Raw genomic sequence first — 17,907 nt, forward strand, 5'->3', positions numbered from 1 at the left:
ATCATGACCAAGCACTACCTCTCTCACCCAGTCAAAGCACTGGCCCTGGCCCTCGGCCTCTTCAGCTCGGTGGTGTTCGCCGCCGACGCGCCGCTGAAAGTCGGCACCACCGCCGCGTTCGCAATCCCGCTGGAAGCCGCCGTCGAAGAGGCCTCCAAGCAAGGCCTGAAAGTCGAACTCGTCGAGTTCAGTGACTGGATCGCCCCGAACGTCAGCCTCGCCGCCGGCGACATCGACGTGAATTACTTCCAGCACATCCCGTTCCTGGAAAACGCCAAGGCCGCCGCCGGGTTTGACCTGGTGCCGTTCGCGCCGGGGATCATCAACAACGTCGGCCTCTACTCGAAGAAATACAAAAGCTTCGACGAGCTGCCAGAGGGTGCCAGCGTGGCCATCGCCAACGACCCGATCAACAGCGGGCGCGGCCTGCAACTGCTGGCCAAGGCGGGCCTGATCACCCTCAAGCCGGGCGTGGGCTACAAGGCCACCGAAGAAGATATCATCGCCAACCCGAAGAAAATCAAAATCCTCCAGGTTGAAGCCGTGCAACTGGTTCGCGCCTACGACGACGCTGATCTGGTCCAGGGCTACCCGGCCTACATTCGTCTGTCGAAGACCTTCGATGCCGGCTCGGCGTTGCTGTTCGACGGCCTCGATCACAAGGAATACGTGATTCAGTTCGTGATCCAGCCCAAGAGCAAAACCGACCCGCGCCTGATCAAATTCGTCGACATCTACCAGCACTCGCCCGCCGTTCGTGCAGCGCTGGATAAAGCCCACGGCAAGCTCTATCAAGCCGGCTGGGAAAGCTAAGCATGACGGCCGCGATCCAACGGCGACTGGAGATTCCAGAGCCCCAGAAAGCCGAACACACCGAACTGCGCCCGGACCTCAATCGCGCCCATGTGCGCTTCATCGGCCTGGGCAAAACCTACAACGGCCAGCAAGGCCCGGTGGCGGCGTTGCACGGCATCGACCTGGCGATTCAGCGCGGTGAGGTGTTCGGCATCATCGGCCGCAGCGGCGCCGGCAAGTCGTCGCTGATCCGCACGATCAATCGCCTGGAACAACCGAGCACCGGGCGGGTATTGATCGATCAAGTGGACATCGGCGACTTCGATGAAGACCGCTTGGTGGCGCTGCGCCGGCGGATCGGCATGATCTTCCAGCACTTCAATCTGATGTCGGCCAAGACGGTTTGGCAGAACGTTGAGTTGCCGCTGAAAGTGGCCGGAGTACCGAAGGACAAGCGCGAGAAAAAGGTCCGCGAACTGCTGGAACTGGTGGGCCTGCAAGAGAAGCACAAAGCCTACCCGGCACAGCTTTCCGGCGGGCAGAAGCAGCGCGTCGGCATCGCCCGCGCATTGGTGCATGACCCGGAAATCCTGCTGTGTGACGAAGCGACTTCGGCGCTGGATCCTGAGACCACCCAGTCGATCCTCGGCCTGTTGCGCGAGATCAATCGGCGCCTGGGTTTGACCATCGTGCTGATCACCCACGAGATGGCGGTGATCCGCGATATCTGCGACCGGGTCGTGGTGCTTGAGCACGGACGTGTCGTCGAGCAAGGGCCGGTGTGGGAAGTCTTCGGCAATCCGCAGCATGAGGTCAGCAAGACGTTGCTCGCGCCGCTGCAACACGCGTTGCCGGAGGAATTGCAGAGTCGCCTACAGGCACAGCCGCAATCCTCGGACGCCGCGGTGGTGCTGCGTTTGCAATTCACCGGCAGCGCCACCGACGAACCGGACCTGGCGGCATTGTTTGCCGCCCTCGGTGGCCGCGTGAGGTTGCTTCAGGGCGGCGTGGAACGGATTCAGGGGCATGCGCTGGGGCAATTGCTGTTGGCGGTGACAGGTTCGTCCCTGGGCGCCGAGGCACTGCGTCAGCGCGCCGGCCACTGGGCGCAACAGGTGGAGGTGCTGGGTTATGTGGTTTGATCGCTTGCTGCAGGGCTTTATCGACACGTTTTTGATGGTGGGTGTCTCATCGCTCATCGCGCTGCTGGCGGGGATTCCGATGGCCGTGATTCTGGTCACCAGCGACAAGGGCGGCATCTACCAGGCGCCCGTGCTGAACCGTGCACTGGGGGCGTTCGTGAACCTGTTCCGCTCGATTCCGTTTTTGATTCTGATGGTGGCGCTGATCCCGTTCACGCGGCTGATCGTTGGGACCACTTACGGTGTCTGGGCGGCGGTCGTGCCGCTGACCATTGCCGCGACACCGTTCTTTGCGCGCATCGCCGAGGTGAGTTTGCGCGAGGTCGATCACGGCTTGATCGAAGCGGCGCAGGCGATGGGTTGCCGGCGCTGGCATATCGTCTGGCATGTGCTGTTGCCAGAGGCGTTGCCGGGGATTGTCGGCGGTTTCACCATTACCTTGGTGACGATGATCAACTCATCGGCCATGGCCGGGGCGATTGGCGCCGGTGGGCTGGGGGACATTGCGTATCGGTACGGGTATCAGCGCTTTGACAGCCAGATCATGTTGACGGTGATTGTGTTGCTGGTGGTGTTGGTGGCCATCATCCAATTGGGTGGGGATCGCCTCGCACGGGGCCTCAACAAACGCTAGGCAAGTTGCGAACACCTAATGCGGGGGAAGGGGCTTTTGTGGCGAGGGGGTTTACCCCCGTTGGGCTGCGAAGCGGCCCCAAAACCTGCCGACCTGTTTTGCCTGACACACCTCTTTGAATGGCTGGGGGCTGCTTCGCAGCCCAACGGGGGTAAACCCCCTCGCCACAAAAGCTCGTCTGCCGTAAGTCATCACCGACCTGTGAAGGGAAGTTTTCGTACAAGAAAATCAGAGTGCCAGCAGGCCCGTTCCCTTTCATTTGCAGGACATTTCCTAGATCATTTCGCACGCTTGCGCCTGCCAAATCCCGTGGCTAGTCTTCGGCCCGTCACTGCTTATCAGTGATCGGGTTTAGTCGCCCGGATTACCGGGCGCACAGCGCCACCTCATCTCAGGTGTTTTATCGCCTGTAATTTATGGTGGCTGTGCGCAGGGCACCCTCGGGTGCGCCGGTATTGCCTGGTGACCGGTCGACTAACCTGCGCGCAGCCGCCACCTCTGTTCGTTTAGTCGCGATATCGGTCGGCTCCAATCAATATCAGGAGTTTTACCCATGAAAAGATCCGTTCCCGATCCACCCTCCAACGCACCTGAAGCCGACGCCCCGCTCAGAGACCGATCCGCGCTCTATCGGGCAATCGATTTCTACCTCACTGGCGAACAGCCTTCGGCGCCCGATGAACTGCGTTTCTACAACGTCAGTGACGATGTGAGCTTTGAAGACACCCAACTCTATGTAGCTGACTTGCTGCGTTGTGCCTCAGTCACGGCGTATCAGTGTGGCGATCAGCTCAAAGGGGCGGACCGCGCCATGGTGTTTTCGGTTTGGCATTTGCTGGAGATCGCCAAAGCCATGGTTGATCGTTCGATTGATTGCCTGGGGATGAAGCAGGGCTGAAGATTTGGCGGCTGTACACAGGGCACTCTCGGGTGCACCGGTTTTCCTATTGACCGGCCTACTAACCTGCGTACAGCCGCCACCCACGTTGCCACCCCGTCCTTAGGCTCATGGCGTATATTCGGCAAATCCCCATTGCCTGCGCAGCCCACCATGAAACAGACCCCCGACGACCTCCAGCAGATCACCGCCACCACCCTGGGCCATTACAACTCCGTGGCAGAGGGCTTTCGCGAGGGGACGCGCGATCACGATGTCAGCCAGAACATCGACGCGCTGCTGCGGCACATCCAGGGTGAGGCGCCGTTCAGCATTCTCGATTTTGGCTGCGGTCCCGGCCGGGATCTACAGACCTTCACGCGCATGGGGCACATCGCTGTCGGGCTTGATGGCTCGGAAAAGTTTGCGCAGATGGCCCGGGAGGACAGTGGTTGCGAAGTGTGGCAGCAGGACTTCCTGAAGCTCGATTTACCATCAGAACGCTTCGATGGGATCTTTGCCAACGCGGTGCTGTTTCACATCCCGCGCCAGGAATTGCCTCGGGTGTTGAAGGAGCTGTACGCCGCGTTGAAACCGGGCGGGGTGTTGTTCAGTTCCAATCCGCGCGGGGAGAATCAGGAAGGCTGGAACGGGCCGCGTTATGGCGCGTATCACGATTTGCAGGCGTGGCAGGCGTTGCTGACCGAGGCGGGGTTTGTGGAGCTGGAGCATTACTACCGACCAGCGGGGTTGCCCCGGGAGCAGCAGCCTTGGTTGGCCAGCGTTTGGCGCCGCGCCGACTGATCGTTCCCACGCTCTGCGTGGGAATGCAGCCCGTGACGCTCTGCGTCACCGCCGTAGGGACGCGGAGCGTCCCGGGAGGCATTCCCACGCGGAGCGTGGGAACGATCATTAAGCGGACTCTTTTTTCGGCTCGCGAATCTTGTACCAGGCCACATACAGCGCCGGCAAAAACAGCAGCGTCAGCAAGGTCGCGATGATGATCCCGCCAATCATCGCGTAAGCCATCGGCCCCCAGAACACTTCCCTCGCAATCGGGATCATCCCCAGGCTCGCCGCCGCTGCCGTCAGCAGAATCGGCCGGCGACGATGTTCCGTCGCCTGCGCCACCGCGTCCCACGGTTCAAGGCCTTCCTTCTCCAACGACTCAATTTGCGTCACCAGAATCACCGAGTTGCGGATGATGATGCCGATCAGCGCCAGGATGCCGAGGATCGCCACGAAGCCCATCGGCGTGCCGGTGGGGATCAGCGCCAGCACCACGCCGATCAGCCCGAGCGGCGCGACGCTGGCCACCAGGAACAGCTTCTGCACGCTGTGCAGCTGGATCATCAGGAACGTCGCCATCAAAAACAGCATCAGCGGCACAACCTTGGCAATCGGCCCCTGGGCCTTGCCGCTTTCCTCGACGGTGCCGCCGGTGGCGACTTTGTAGCCCACCGGCAAACCGGCGGCGAAGTGGTCGATGGTCGGTTGCAGTTGTTTCACCAGATCGGTCGGCTGGATTTCGTCGCGCACCGCAGCCTTGATGGTAATCGTCGGTTTGCGGTCGCGGCGCCAGACCAGCGGCTGCTCCAGCTCATACCGCACCGTGGCGAAGGCCAGCAGCGGAATCGACGTACCGCTCGGCGTGACGATTTGCAGGTTTTGCAAGGTCTCCGGCGTACCGCGTTCGGCGTCTTCAGCACGACCAACCACGTTGATCAGGTAGATGTCATCGTCCACCTGAGTGATCGGCGAACCCACCACAATGCTGTTCATCAGGTTGGCCACGTCTTCCGAGGACAGCCCCAGTTGCCGCGCCTTGTCCTGGGCGATGTCGATGCGCAGGACTTTGCCCGGCTCGTTCCAGTCGTAAATGATCTCGCCGATGTGCGAGTTTTTATCCAGTTCGGTGGCCAGTTCTATCGCGTGTTTACGCACCTGATCGATGTCCTTGCCGCTGACCCGGTACTGGATCGGCCGCCCCACCGGCGGGCCCATTTCCAGGGCCTGGACGTAGCTGCCGATGCCGACAAAGTCCTTGCGCAGCCGCTCGCGCAAGCGCTGGCTGAGCGCGGTGCGCGATTCCAGGCCTTTGCTGACGATGATCAATTGCGCGTAATACGGGTTCTGTAATTGCTGGTCGAGGGGCAGGTAGAAACGGATCGCGCCTTCGCCGATGTAGGTGCTCCAGCGCACGATGTCCGGGTCGTCCTTGAACGTCGCTTCGAGCTTGTCCACCGCCTTGCGCGTCTCGTCGATCGAGGCGTTTTGCGGCAGGTTGAGGTCGACGAGGATTTCCGGCCGGTCCGAGGACGGGAAGAACTGGTTCTGCACGAACTGCATGGAAAACACCGACGCCACAAACAACGCGACAGTGATGCCGATGGCCCACCAGCGGTTGCGCATGGCCCAGAACATGCCGCCATTGAACGCCCGACCGATGCGACCCGGCTCGGCGGAATGCGGTTTCACATTGGTGCTGAGAATGTGCACGGCGATCACCGGGGCGAACAGCACCGCGACCACCCATGACACCAGCATCGCCACAGCGATCACCGCAAACAGGGTGAAGGTGTACTCACCGGCGGAACTGGCGTTCAAGCCAATCGGCACAAAACCGGCCACCGTCACCAACGTACCGGTGAGCATCGGGAATGCAGTCGAGGTGTAGGCGAACGTCGCCGCCTGCTCCTTGGTCTCGCCCATTTCCAGGCGCGTGACCATCATCTCCACGGTGATCATCGCGTCGTCCACCAGCAGGCCGAGGGCGATGATCAGCGCGCCGAGGGAAATCCGCTGCATGGTGATGCCGCTGTATTCCATAAAGACGAAAACCATCGCCAGCACCAGCGGTATCGAGCACGCCACCACCAGCCCGGCGCGCACGCCAAGGCTGATGAAGCTGACGATCAGCACGATCACCACCGCTTCGAACAACGCACTGGTGAAGCCGCCAACGGCTTTTTCCACCACCGCGGCCTGGTCGGACACGTTGTGCACGCCGACGCCCACCGGCAAATCGGCGGTCAGGTCAGTCATGCGCTGGTGCAGGGCCTTGCCGAACTCCTGGATGTTGCCGCCCTTCTTCATCGCAATCGCCAGGCCAATGGCCGAGTGACCGTTGAAACGGAATTGCGGGGTGGCCGGGTCGACATAGCCACGGCTGATTTCAGCGATGTCGGCCAGACGATAGAAGCGGTCGTTGAGCCGCAGGTTGACGTTGGCCAGGTCTTTCTCGGACTCAAACTGGCCCGAGGTGCGCACGGAAATCCGCTCGGGACCTGCCTCGATCACACCCGCCGGGGTCACGGCGTTCTGCGATTGCAGGCTCTGCACCACCTGGCGCTGATCGATGCCGAGCGCGGCGAGTTTGCGCGTGGAGAAATTCAGGTACAGGACTTCATCCTGCTCGCCGATCATCTCGACCTTGCCCAGCCCCGGCACATCGCGAATCGCCGCCCGCACTTGTTCCACATAGTCGCGCAACTGACGCATCGACAAGCCGTCAGCGGTAAAGGCATACACCGAGCCGAACACATCGCCGAATTCGTCGTTGAACCCCGGCCCTTGCAGGCCCTTGGGGAAGTCGCCGCGAATGTCGTTGATCTTCTTGCGCACCTGGTACCAGATTTCCGGGATGTCCTTGGCGCTGGTGGTGTCGCGCAGGTACACGAACACGGTTGATTCACCGGGTCGGGTGTAGCTTTTCACGTAGTCGAGGGAGTCGAGTTCCTCGAGTTTTTTCTCGATGCGGTCCGTGACCTGCTTGAGGGTTTCTTCCTGGGTCGCGCCGGGCCAGCGGGTCTGGATGACCATGGTTTTGATGGTGAACGAGGGGTCTTCCTCGCGGCCCAGGTTCATGTAGGAGAACACGCCCATCAGCAGCGCGACGAACATCAAATACCAGACAAACGACTGATGTTTGAGGGCCCATTCGGATAAGTTGAAACTCCCTTTCATTGCGGGCTGCCCTCATCGACTTTGACTTTCTGCCCGGGTTTCAGGCTGTTTACACCGGCACTGACCACGCGCTCGCCGGACTTCACGCCGTCGGCCAGCACCACCGTTGAATCGGTGCGGCTGATCAGGCTCACATCCCGAGGGGAAACGGTTTGAGTCTGCGGGTCGACCACCCAGATCCGGGTTTTGCCATCGACCTCTTGCAGGGCGTTGAGCGGCAATTCAAGACGCGGTTTGATCGCGGAACTGAGGGTCACGCTGATCGCGGTGCCGAGGCGAAAGCCCGCTGGCGTGTCGGTCAGGGTCAGGCGTGCGCGACGGGTGCGGGTCGCGCTTTGGGCCTGGGGCTCGATTTCACGGATCGTCGCGGTGCTGGTGATGCTCGGGTCCAGTTGCGCGGCCACCTGAAACACCACGTCCGCCGGCAACTGATCGACCAGGGTATCGGGCAGGTCGATCACCGCTTCCTTGATGTCCGGTTGCGCCAGGGTCACGACTTGCTGGCCGGCGGTGACGACTTGCCCGGCTTCGGCATTCCACGCGGTGACGATGGCTTTGTGATCGGTGCGCAATTGCACGTAGTTGAGTTGGTCCTTGGCCTGATCCACCGAAGCCTTGGCCTGATCGAGGGACGCCTGGGTGGTTTTCAGGTCGGTCTGGGCGATGTCGAGTTGCGCCTGGGCGCCGACCCCACGATCAAACAATTCCTGCTGCCGGCGAGCGCTGGCCTGGGCGTTGATGAGCTGCGCCTGGATCCGCGCCAGATCGCCCTGGGCCGAGCGCAATTGGTTCTGCTGATCGGTGGGGTCGAGGGTCGCGAGCAAGGCGCCCTTCTCGACTTCGGCGCCGACATCGACGTTACGGCTGGCAATCCGGCCCGGCACCCGAAAGCCGATATTGCTTTCGTAGCGCGCCTGGATGCTGCCGGCGAAACGGCCGAGGTCTTCCTGACTCAACGCTTTGACCTCGATGGACAGCACCGGGCGCACCGGCTCCGGCGGCGGTTCTTTTTTCGAGCAGGCGACCAGTAGCAAACCGGTGGTCAACAGCATCAGGCGCTTCATTGTTCAGCTCCCGGCGCCAGATCCTTGTAGGTGTTCTCGGCGATTTCCACTTTCATTCCCGGGTGCAATAACTGGCCGCCAGCGATGATGACTTTTTCACCACCGTCCAGGCCGTCGCTGATGATGACGTTGCCCGTCAGGTAACGGCCGACGGTGACGTTGTGCAGTTGCGCCTTGCCGTCGGCGTCCACCAGCCACACGGCGGGTTCGTTGAGGTTTTTCGTTAGCGCTGACCAGGGCAATTCCACGGCGGATTTGCCCGGCGCCTTGGCCGTGGCGCTGACCACCGAGCCGAGTTGCATGCCGTCGGGCAGGCCGTTGAGGGTGACTTTGACTTGCACGGTGCCGGTCTGCGCGGACACCGCTGGCGTGATTTCCCGGACAGTGCCGGTGGTTTTGATCGCCGGGTTGTCGAGCAGGCTGACTACCACGGATTTGTCCGAGGGCGGCTCGGCCAGCAGCGATTCGTAGACGTTGAACACGGCGTCGCGTTCGCCGTCCCGGGCCAGGCTGAAGATCGGCACGGTGGCCTGCACGACCTGGCCGACTTCGGCCTGGCGCGCGGTAATCACCCCCGGCGCTTCGGAGATCAGTGAGGTGTAGCTCAGTTGTTCCCGGGCGTTGGCCAATTGCGCCTGGGCGGCGGTCAGGGCGCTTTGACTACTGCGTAGTGCAGCCTGGGCCGCATCGTATTCGCTTTGGCTGGTGTAGCCCTTGGGCAGGAGTTTTTGCTGGCGCACGAACGCGGCGGCGGTCTGCTTGACCCGGGCCTGTTCGGCGGTGACCTGGGCCTGGGCGGAATCGACGTTGGTCTGCAGGTCCTTCGGGTCAAGTTTGGCCAGTACCTGCTTGGCCGAAACCCGGTCACCGACATCGACCATGCGCTGAATGATCTTGCCGCCGACGCGGAACGACAACTCGGTCTGCACCCGGGCCTGGACGTCGCCGGTAAGGGTCACGGAAGCGGCGTAATCCGCAGGCTTGACCGCTTGCACGAAGACGCGCGGCAGGTCTTTCTCGACCGGTTTTTTATCGCCACAGGCGGTCAGCAGGGCGAAGACGCCCAGCCCCACTATTATTTTCAACCCGGTACCCGCCATGCAGACTCCTTTTCCTTGTACGAACGTGCAAGTGACGATACGACTGTGAGCTTAGAACAGGGTTCAACGGGCGTGCAGGTTTGCTGCAAACCCTGGGGCCCAGTGAATAACCTGTGGCGAGGGGGCTTGCCCCCGTTCGACTGCGCAGCAGTCGCAATAGCTGCAGATGCGGTGTATCTGAGAAAACAGCGGGGCCGCTTCGCAGCCCAACGGGGGCAAGCCCCCTCGCCACAGGCAAGCTCGCTCGCCACAAATGCTCGCTTGCCACAGGGATCTACTCATGGCCGACAATAAGGCAAACTGGCCGCCTACGCAGCAGGAAGCTCCCCATGCTCAAAACCCTCGCGGTGGCCAATTACCGCTCAATCAATAAATTGGTGATCCCGCTGGGTCGGTTGAACCTGATCACCGGCCCCAACGGCAGCGGCAAGTCCAACCTCTATCGCGCCTTGCGCCTGTTGGCGGAAACGGCCCAGGGCGGCGTGGTCAATGCGCTGGCCCGTGAGGGCGGGCTGGATTCAACGTTCTGGGCCGGGCCGGAGAACATCAGCCGGCGCATGCGTAACGGCGAAGTGCCGATCGAAGCCACCGTGCGCCAGGGCGTCAAACGCCTGCGCCTGGGGTTTGCCGGCGAAGACTTCAGCTATTCGATTGCCCTGGGTTTGCCGGCGCCGACCGAGTCTTACTTTGCCCTCGACCCGGAAATCAAAAAAGAATGCATCTGGGCCGGGCCGCTCTACCGCCCGGCCAGCCTGCTGGTGGATCGCGAAGGCCCGATGATCCGCGCCCGCGAGGGCCGCAACTGGGATGTACTGGCTCAACACACGCCGAATTTCGACAGCCTGTTCGATCAGGTCGGCAGTTTTCGCACCTCCCCGGAAGTCATGCACCTGCGCGAGTTCATCCGCCGCTGGCGCTTCTACGATCACTTTCGCAGTGACGCCGACGCCCCGGTGCGTCAACCGCAGTTGGGTACGCGCACGCCGGTGCTGCACCACGACGGTCGCGACCTCGCGGCAGCGTTGCAGACCATCCGCGAAATCGGCGATCCCGAAGCGTTGCAGGCCGCCATCAGCGATGCGTTCCCCGGCGCGCGCTTGAACATCGCACCGTTGCAGGGTGGACGCTTCGCCATCGAGTTTTATCAGGAAGGGTTGTTGCGGCCGTTGTCGGCGGCGGAGTTGTCGGATGGCACGCTGCGTTATCTGCTGCTGGTCGCCGCCTTGCTGACGCCTCGACCGCCGACGCTGATGGTGCTGAACGAGCCGGAAACCAGCCTGCACCCGGACCTGTTGCCGGCGTTGGCGCGGTTGATCATCCGTGCGTCCGAGCAATGTCAGGTGTGGGTGGTGTCCCATGCCCGGCGCTTGATCTCGGCGTTGCAGGAAGACCTGGAGTGCAATTGCATTGTGCTGGAGAAGACCTTGGGCCAGACCGGGATCGTCGGGCAACGGGTGCTGGATGAGCCGGCGTGGAATTGGCCGGATTGAAGTACACCGATCGTTCCCACGCTTTGTGGCGAGGGAGCTTGCTCCCGCTCGGCTGCGCAGCAGCCGTAAAACCATCGATGCGTTAACTCAGACAAATCGCATACTCAGGTCTTGGGGGTGCGGCGCACCCCAGCGGGAGCAAGCTCCCTCGCCACAGGTGGGAACGATCAGGTCAGCGAATCACCCCTGCCACTTCCCACCTTCAACAATCACGCTCTCAGGCTTGGTGTCATCGCTCAGTTCTTTACGCACGTACTGGTCGTACAGCTTGAGCAGATATTTCTCTTCACCCAACTTCGCCAACTCGGTGTTCACCCAGTCCCGCAGTTCGAGGTTGCCCTTCTTCACCGCCGGCGCAATCGGTGCTTCGGCGCCCAGGGTCTGGGCCAGCACGCGGTAGCCAGGATTCTGCTTGGCCCAGCTGAACAGCACCAGGTTGTCTTGTGCATAAGCATCGCCACGACCATTGGCCAGGGCTTGCAGGGACTCGGAGTTTTTCTCGAACTTGAGCAGTTTCCAGTCCGGGTGATTCTTGGTCAGCCAGATATCGGCGGTGGTGCCGGTGGTCACGATGGTGGTGCGGGTCGCGAGGTCATCGAGGTTTTTCACCGAGCTGCCCTGCGGGACAAGGGCCTGCACCGCGACCTTGAGGTTCGGGTTGGTGAATTCCACCGCTTCCTTGCGCTCCGGGGTGACGGTCATGTTGGCCAGGATCAGGTCAACCTTGTCGCTTTGCAGGAACGGAATCCGGCTCGCCGGTTCAACGGCGACGAATTCGACTTTGTTCTCATCGCCCAACAGATCCTTGGCGAATTGACGGCCGATGTCGGTATCAAAACCGACGTAGCGCCCGGCCTCATCGACAAAACCGAACGGTGGCTTATCGGTGAAGACGCCGACGATCAGCTTGTCCCGGGCCTTGATTTTGTCCAGGTAGCCGGCCGGCGCGGCGCTTTCGCTGGCGACTTTCGGCTTCGGCGGTTCTTCGGTTTTGTTGCAACCGGCCAGCAGTGCGAGGCCGAGCAGCGGCAGTAAAAAGAGTGAAGACTTGGCAGTTTTCATAGCGGTTCCAGTTCCTTTGTTTGAGTCTTTTTGGGCAGGGCTTCGACGTAGGAGAATTTCTCCAGGAACTGCTGCGCTCGTGCGGTTTGCGGGTTCGTAAAGAAAAGCTCGGGAGGGTTTTGTTCGAGGATGCGCCCGGCATCCATGAACACAATGCGGTCAGCCACGGCGCGGGCAAAGGCCATTTCGTGGGTGACGATGAGCAAGGTCATGCCTTCGCGGGCCAGGCCCTGAATCACTTCCAGCACTTCCTTGACCATCTCCGGGTCGAGGGCGGCGGTGACTTCATCGAACAGCATCACTTTAGGGTTCATGCACAGCGAGCGGACGATGGCGATGCGTTGCTGCTGGCCGCCGGAGAGCTGACGTGGGAAGGCGTCGCGCTTGTCCAGCAGACCGACGCGTTCGAGCAGCGCTTCTGCCTGGGCGCGGGCGTCGCGGCGATCGCGTTTCTGTACTTTGACCGGGCCGAGCAGCACGTTGTCGAGCACGTTCATGTGCGGGAACAGGTGATAACTCTGGAACACCATGCCGATCTGCTGACGCACGTCGCGCCAGTCGGTGCCCTTGTCCAGCAACTCGCGGCCGTTGAAGGTCAGGCTGCCGCTGTGGGCGACTTCGAGGCCGTTGAGACAGCGCAGCAAGGTGCTTTTGCCGCAGCCGCTGGGGCCGAGGATCACGATGACTTCGCCTGGTTTTACTTGCAGGTCGATCTCTTTGAGCACCTGCTGCTCGCCGAAAAACTTGTTGAAACCCTTGAACTCGATCAATGCGCTCATGCTTGCGTCCAGCGCCGCTCCAGCACGCGCGAGGCGGCCGAGAGCGGGTAGCAGATGAAAAAGAAAAACAGGAACAGTGCGCCGTAGATCAGCACCGATTCGTAGGTACGTTCGATGATCTGCTGGCCGACCTTGATCACGTCCACCACACCGATCAGCACCGCCAGGGAACTGGTCTTGATGATTCGCGTGTAGACGTTGATGGTCGGCGGCGTCATGCGTTTCAGCGCCTGGGGCAGCAGCACGTAGCCGTAGAGTTGCGGGCCATCCAGGCCAATCGACAACCCCGCTTCGCGCTGGCCGCGAGGCAACGACAACAACGCGCCGCGCACCACTTCGCCCACCTCGCTGGCGCCCCACAGCGACAGCACCAGCACCGCGCACCAGAAGCTCGGAATGCTCAGGCCAAAGAAAATCGGCAGGCCGAAAAACATCAGGTACAGCCAGACCAACACCGGGATCGCGCGGAACAGTTCCAGATAGACCCGCAGGAACGCGTTCAGCCATTTCGAATTCAGCGTGCGCAGCACGCCGTAGAGCACGCCGCCGACGGTACTGATGGCGATGCTCAGAAAGGAAATCGATAAGGTTTGCGCGGCGCCCTTGCCCAGTTGCGGCAACGACACCCACAGCAATTCAAGACCCGAACTGGCCATGCTGGAGCCTCCTTTCCAGACGGCTGAGCAGCAGCGACAGCGGCAAGAACAGCAGCACGCAAATCAGCGTCAGCACGGCGAGCATTTCGTAGGTTTTGTAGTAGAGCGCGATGTAGCTCTTGGTGGTGTAGAGAATCTCCGGCACCGCCACCGCCGAAACCACGGTGGTTTCCTTGAGCAGGAAAATGAAATTGGCGAACAGCGACGGCAGGCTGAGGATCCCGGCTTGCGGCAGGATCACGTAGCGCAGCAATTGCCCGTGGGACAGGCCGATGGAGCGGCCCGATTCCAGTTGCGCGTGCGGCACCGCATCCACACCCGCACGCAGCACTTCCGTGAGGTACGCGCCGCCAAGGAAGGTCATGGTGATGATCGCTGCGGTAAATCCGGAAACGCGAATGCCCAGCGTTGGCAGGGCGAAGTAGACGAAGAACAACTGAATCAACAACGGGGTGTTGCGCGCCAGTTCCACATACAACCCGACCAGGCGCTGCAAGTAAGGCGTGCGAAACACCAGGATCGTCGCGTTGATCAGCGCCACCAGCAGCGAGGTGCCGATGGCGATGAAGCCGACCTGCAGCGTCACGCCCACGGCTTTGAGAAACGCCGGCAGGGTGCTGAGGATAAAAGCGTAATCGAAGTTCATTGAACATCCTGGACGTCGCTCGGTAAGCGACGGTGGTGCAGTCCATGAACGGTGGATAACCGTCCGGCAGGCACCGACTTTAAAGGTATAAAAAGAGGAATTTAAATACCGTTAAAGCATATTGATATCACACAAAAAACTATCTCGTGGATTTGCGGCAACAACGGATGACGGCTATTTTCCTTTTCGCTGTAGGAAGGATCTTTTTTTCAAAAAGCCCCTCCAAGGACGCACAGCTTTTGGCCAGACTCCCGGCCAAACCCATCACAAGGAAGAGAAGAATATGGCTGACGTAAAAGCACCGCAGCGGCTGGACCCGCAGGACATCGTGAAGTTGTTGGTGGCGTTGCGCCGGGCGTTGAAGGCGCAGGCGGCCTGAAGAGCGCTTTGATCGTTCCCACGCTCCGCGTGGGAATGCAGCCCGTGACGCTCCGCGTCACATCCAAAGCCGAACGCGGAGCGTCCGTTGAGGCATTCCCACGCAGAGCGTGGGAACGATCACGCCGACGCTAGCATCAGCCGTCGGCGTTCGAAACCTTGAAGGGGTTTAAAGCGGCGTCAAATCAGAACGCTGGCAATACCGCGCCGTTGTACTTCTTGGCGATGAACGCTTTCACTTCCGGGCTGGTCAGGGCTTTGGCCAGTTTCTGGATAGCGTCGCTGTCCTTGTTGTCCGGACGAGCCACCAGGAAGTTCACGTACGGCGAATCGGCACCTTCAATCACCAGCGCGTCTTTAGCCGGGTTCAGGCCTGCTTCCAGCGCGTAGTTGGTGTTGATCATGTCCAGGTCGACCTGGTCCAGCACACGCGGGAGCATGGCCGATTCCAGTTCCTTGAACTTGAAGTTGTGCGGGTTCTTGGCGATGTCTTTCGGGGTGGCCAGGGCGTTTTTCGGGTCTTTCAACTCGATCAGGCCAGCCTTCTGCAGCAGGATCAGGGCGCGGCCGCTGTTGCTGCCTTCGTTAGGGATGGCGATGGTGGCGCCGTCCTTGAGCTCAGCCAGGGTTTTGACTTTCTTCGAGTAGCCGCCGAACGGTTCGACGTGCACGCCGATCACGGTCACCAGGTTAGTGCCTTTGCCTTCGTTGAAGCTTTTCAGGTACGGCAGGGTCTGGAAGTAGTTGGCGTCCAGACGCTTCTGATCGACCTGCACGTTCGGCTGAACGTAGTCGGTGAAGACTTTGATTTCCAGATCCACGCCTTCTTTGGCGAGGGTCGGTTTGATCAGTTCCAGAATCTCGGCGTGTGGGACCGGGGTCGCCGCAACCACCAGTTTCTCGCCAGCCTGGGCCAGGCTTGCAGTCAGGGCAGCCGCCAATGCGGTGAACAACAGAACCTTTTTCATGCAGTGTCCTTATCGGAAATCACGGTCGCTTATGGCGACGGCTATTAGTACGAGTGCCAGTGAAGTGCTATCGCTGGCGTGAAGCGGACAATACCGGGATTTTTTATTCCCGAACAATATCTTTTATTCACTTTGATATTCCATTTTGTTCATACAGCTCTAGCCCGCACGTTACCTGTAGGAGCGAGGCTTGCCCGCGAAGGCGTCCTTCATGACACACCGCGTCGTCTGGGTTCGCGAGCAAGCTTTGCTCCTACAGCGATAGCGTTCTTTCTGACACACCGTGTCGTCTGGTTCGCGAGCAAGCTTTGCTCCTACAGCGATAGCGTTCTTTCTGACACACCGTGTCGTCTGGTTCGCGAGCAAGCTTTGCTCCTACAGCGATAGCGTTCTTCCTGATACACCGTGTCGTCTGGTTCGCGAGCAAGCTTTGCTCCTACAGCGATAGCGTTCTTTCTGACACACCGCGTCGTCTGGTTCGCGAGCAAGCTTTGCTCCTACAGGAGTGCGGCGTTTTTTAGCAGTTGTTTCAAGGCTGTTTGTTCCGCCACAGATCCATTGCCGAGAATCTGTTTGATCTGACTCTCAATCTGCACCAATGAAATAGGCACCTCCGGCAAATTCAAATGCTCCGGCAAGATCTCATCCCCGGTGCTCACCAGCAGCGCGAAGTGAATGACGTTCTCCAGCTCCCGGGTGTTGCCCGGCCAGCTGTGAGCCTCCAGTACCTGTTGCGCGGCTTCGCTGATCAGCGGCACGGGCAGGTCCAGGCGTTGGCTGTAGATGCCGAGGAAATATTCCGCCAAGGACAGAATGTCGCCCACCCGCTCACGCAACGCAGGCAATTCGAGCTGGCCTTCGCTGAGGTAGTGATAAAGCCGTTCGTGAAATTTTCCCGCTGCCACGGCTTGGGCCAGGTCGATGCTGGTGGCGGCGACCAGGCGCACGTCCACCGGGCTCGGCTGGGGCGCGCCGACGCGGGTGACTTCGTGGTTTTCCAGGGCCGACAGCAACTTGATCTGGATCGGCAACGGCAAGTCGCCGATCTCGTCCAGGTACAGCGTCCCGCCATTGGCCGAGCCAAACCAGCCGGCGCGACTGCTGGCCGAGCCGGTGTAGCTGCCGGCGGCGTAGCCGAACAATTCGGCGTCGGCGTAAGTGGGACTGATCGCGCCGCAATTGACCGAGACGAACAAGCCGCCGCGATCACTGGCGCGATGAATGTGGCGCGCGAGCAATTCCTTGCCGCTGCCGGTTTCGCCGCGAATCAATACGGAAATGGCGCGTGGGGCCAATTGCTCCAATTCCTGGCGCAACTGCCGCGAGCGTGGATCGACGAACACCAGCGCTTTGGCGCGGATGCTCAGGGGGCTTTTTTCGGCGTCGGGGAAGGTCAGCAGCGGCTGACCGAAGGCTTCAAAACTCATGGCAGACTCCCGCCCAAAACCGCCGGGAGACGGGGGCGTTGAAAAAATAGAAATCAGGCGCGGCGCAGGGCGTGATGCTCCATGCGGTTTTGCAGGCGATAGAGATAGGCAAAACCCTGCTCCCAACGCTGGTGACCGGACTTGACGTTGATGTGCCCGGCACCCGAGAGAATTCCCGCCTCGGCGCCCCAATTGCGGGCCAGCTCCATTGCACGGGGAGCACTGACGGCGCTGTCGTTGTCGGAGCTGACGACCTGGCTCGGGAACGGCAACAGGGTGGTCGGAATCGGTGCGAAATTACGCAACGCTGGCGAGCACGCCGGGCGTTCGACGTCCGCCGGCGCGACCAGCAAGGCGCCGCGCACTTGCCGCAAAAACTGCACCGGCGCGGTGGCGGCCCAATGGGCCACGGTGATGCAACCCAGGCTGTGGGCGATCAGGATCACCGGCGTGCTGTCGGCGGCGATCGCCTCGGCCAGCGCCGCGACCCAGTCTTCACGGCGTGGCGTCAGCCAATCGGCCTGCTCCACCCGTGCGCTGTTCGGCAGACTGTTCTGCCAATGGCTTTGCCAATGATCTTCCGGCGATCCTTGCCAGCCCGGCACAATCAGGTAGCGAATTGATTCGTTGCGCATGGGGGAGCTCTCCTGCTGCGTGTCTGTTCCTGATCGAGTATAGGGACGAGAGTTATATTCGTTAAGGAATAAGAAGCTATTTATTAAGACCTATAAAGAATATGAAGCCGGATACTGATCGTTCCCACGCGCAGCAAAGGAATGCATCCTGTGACGCTCCGCGTCACGACATTGGAAGGGACGCGGAGCGTCCCGGGCGGCATTCCTTTGCTGCGCGTGGGAACGATCGTTAGAGCGTGGGAACGATCTTTACGCCAAAAAAAAGGGCCGCACCCTGCCAAGGAGACG

The 17,907-nt window shown here is 60.9% G+C and carries 16 protein-coding genes; 6 read left to right on the forward strand and 10 right to left on the reverse strand.

The window, feature by feature from the left end; all coding sequences use genetic code 11:
* The first annotated feature begins 3 nt into the window (after positions 1-3).
* The 5 genes from ACZ89E_RS21460 to ACZ89E_RS21480 all read left to right on the forward strand — a co-directional run bounded on the left by ACZ89E_RS21460 (position 4) and on the right by ACZ89E_RS21480 (position 4,252).
* Positions 4-813: a MetQ/NlpA family ABC transporter substrate-binding protein gene (locus tag ACZ89E_RS21460; protein WP_476256402.1), complete on the forward strand. Its 810-nt coding sequence runs from the start codon at positions 4-6 to the stop codon at positions 811-813.
* 2 nt (positions 814-815) lie between these two features.
* On the forward strand, positions 816-1,937 hold the full coding sequence (locus ACZ89E_RS21465) for a methionine ABC transporter ATP-binding protein (RefSeq protein ID WP_476256403.1): 1,122 nt from the start codon (positions 816-818) through the stop codon (positions 1,935-1,937).
* Positions 1,927-2,571: a methionine ABC transporter permease gene (locus ACZ89E_RS21470; protein WP_463259081.1), complete on the forward strand. Its 645-nt coding sequence runs from the start codon at positions 1,927-1,929 to the stop codon at positions 2,569-2,571. Before ACZ89E_RS21465 ends, ACZ89E_RS21470 begins: the two co-directional genes overlap by 11 nt.
* Positions 2,572-3,124: 553 nt before the next feature.
* Positions 3,125-3,469, forward strand: a complete 345-nt coding sequence (locus ACZ89E_RS21475; protein WP_476256404.1) for a DUF6124 family protein — start codon at positions 3,125-3,127, stop codon at positions 3,467-3,469.
* 153 nt (positions 3,470-3,622) lie between these two features.
* Positions 3,623-4,252 (forward strand): class I SAM-dependent methyltransferase, encoded by a 630-nt coding sequence (locus ACZ89E_RS21480; RefSeq protein ID WP_463259080.1) that lies wholly within the window; start codon positions 3,623-3,625, stop codon positions 4,250-4,252.
* Positions 4,253-4,360: 108 nt separating this feature from the next.
* On the opposite strand, the gene ACZ89E_RS21485 is transcribed toward ACZ89E_RS21480, so the two are convergent.
* Genes ACZ89E_RS21485 through ACZ89E_RS21495 form a run of 3 tightly spaced genes read right to left on the reverse strand, consistent with a single transcriptional unit; the run spans position 4,361 to position 9,578 of the window.
* Positions 4,361-7,414: an efflux RND transporter permease subunit gene (locus ACZ89E_RS21485; RefSeq protein ID WP_149659014.1), complete on the reverse strand. Its 3,054-nt coding sequence runs from the start codon at positions 7,412-7,414 to the stop codon at positions 4,361-4,363.
* Complete coding sequence (locus ACZ89E_RS21490) at positions 7,411-8,478, reverse strand: efflux RND transporter periplasmic adaptor subunit (RefSeq protein WP_476256405.1); 1,068 nt, start codon at positions 8,476-8,478, stop codon at positions 7,411-7,413. The genes ACZ89E_RS21485 and ACZ89E_RS21490 overlap by 4 nt, the downstream gene beginning before the upstream one ends.
* Positions 8,475-9,578, reverse strand: a complete 1,104-nt coding sequence (locus ACZ89E_RS21495; RefSeq protein ID WP_463259077.1) for an efflux RND transporter periplasmic adaptor subunit — start codon at positions 9,576-9,578, stop codon at positions 8,475-8,477. The genes ACZ89E_RS21490 and ACZ89E_RS21495 overlap by 4 nt, the downstream gene beginning before the upstream one ends.
* Positions 9,579-9,907: 329 nt before the next feature.
* On the opposite strand from ACZ89E_RS21495, the gene ACZ89E_RS21500 reads away from it, so the two are divergent.
* Positions 9,908-11,068, forward strand: a complete 1,161-nt coding sequence (locus tag ACZ89E_RS21500; RefSeq protein WP_476256406.1) for an AAA family ATPase — start codon at positions 9,908-9,910, stop codon at positions 11,066-11,068.
* Positions 11,069-11,248: 180 nt separating this feature from the next.
* On the opposite strand, the gene ACZ89E_RS21505 is transcribed toward ACZ89E_RS21500, so the two are convergent.
* From ACZ89E_RS21505 to ACZ89E_RS21535, 7 genes are all read right to left on the reverse strand, one after another.
* Positions 11,249-12,130, reverse strand: coding sequence for a transporter substrate-binding domain-containing protein (locus tag ACZ89E_RS21505; protein ID WP_149659009.1), 882 nt, complete (start codon positions 12,128-12,130; stop codon positions 11,249-11,251).
* Complete coding sequence (locus ACZ89E_RS21510; protein ID WP_476256407.1) at positions 12,127-12,909, reverse strand: amino acid ABC transporter ATP-binding protein; 783 nt, start codon at positions 12,907-12,909, stop codon at positions 12,127-12,129. Before ACZ89E_RS21510 ends, ACZ89E_RS21505 begins: the two co-directional genes overlap by 4 nt.
* Positions 12,906-13,565 carry an amino acid ABC transporter permease gene (locus ACZ89E_RS21515; RefSeq protein ID WP_149659007.1) on the reverse strand — a complete coding sequence of 220 codons (660 nt, stop codon included), beginning with the start codon at positions 13,563-13,565 and terminating at the stop codon, positions 12,906-12,908. The genes ACZ89E_RS21510 and ACZ89E_RS21515 overlap by 4 nt, the downstream gene beginning before the upstream one ends.
* Positions 13,546-14,211: an amino acid ABC transporter permease gene (locus ACZ89E_RS21520; protein WP_149659006.1), complete on the reverse strand. Its 666-nt coding sequence runs from the start codon at positions 14,209-14,211 to the stop codon at positions 13,546-13,548. Before ACZ89E_RS21520 ends, ACZ89E_RS21515 begins: the two co-directional genes overlap by 20 nt.
* A 563-nt stretch (positions 14,212-14,774) precedes the next feature.
* The gene (locus ACZ89E_RS21525; protein WP_149659005.1) at positions 14,775-15,557 is read right to left on the reverse strand and encodes a MetQ/NlpA family ABC transporter substrate-binding protein; all 783 of its coding nucleotides are present in this window, start codon (positions 15,555-15,557) and stop codon (positions 14,775-14,777) included.
* A gap of 497 nt (positions 15,558-16,054) precedes the next feature.
* Positions 16,055-16,984 (reverse strand): sigma 54-interacting transcriptional regulator, encoded by a 930-nt coding sequence (locus tag ACZ89E_RS21530; protein WP_149659004.1) that lies wholly within the window; start codon positions 16,982-16,984, stop codon positions 16,055-16,057.
* Between the two features lie 53 nt (positions 16,985-17,037).
* Positions 17,038-17,619, reverse strand: coding sequence for an alpha/beta hydrolase (locus tag ACZ89E_RS21535; protein ID WP_133840072.1), 582 nt, complete (start codon positions 17,617-17,619; stop codon positions 17,038-17,040).
* Positions 17,620-17,907 lie beyond the last annotated feature (288 nt).

It is taken from the genome of Pseudomonas sp. TE3899 (genome assembly GCF_056279105.1).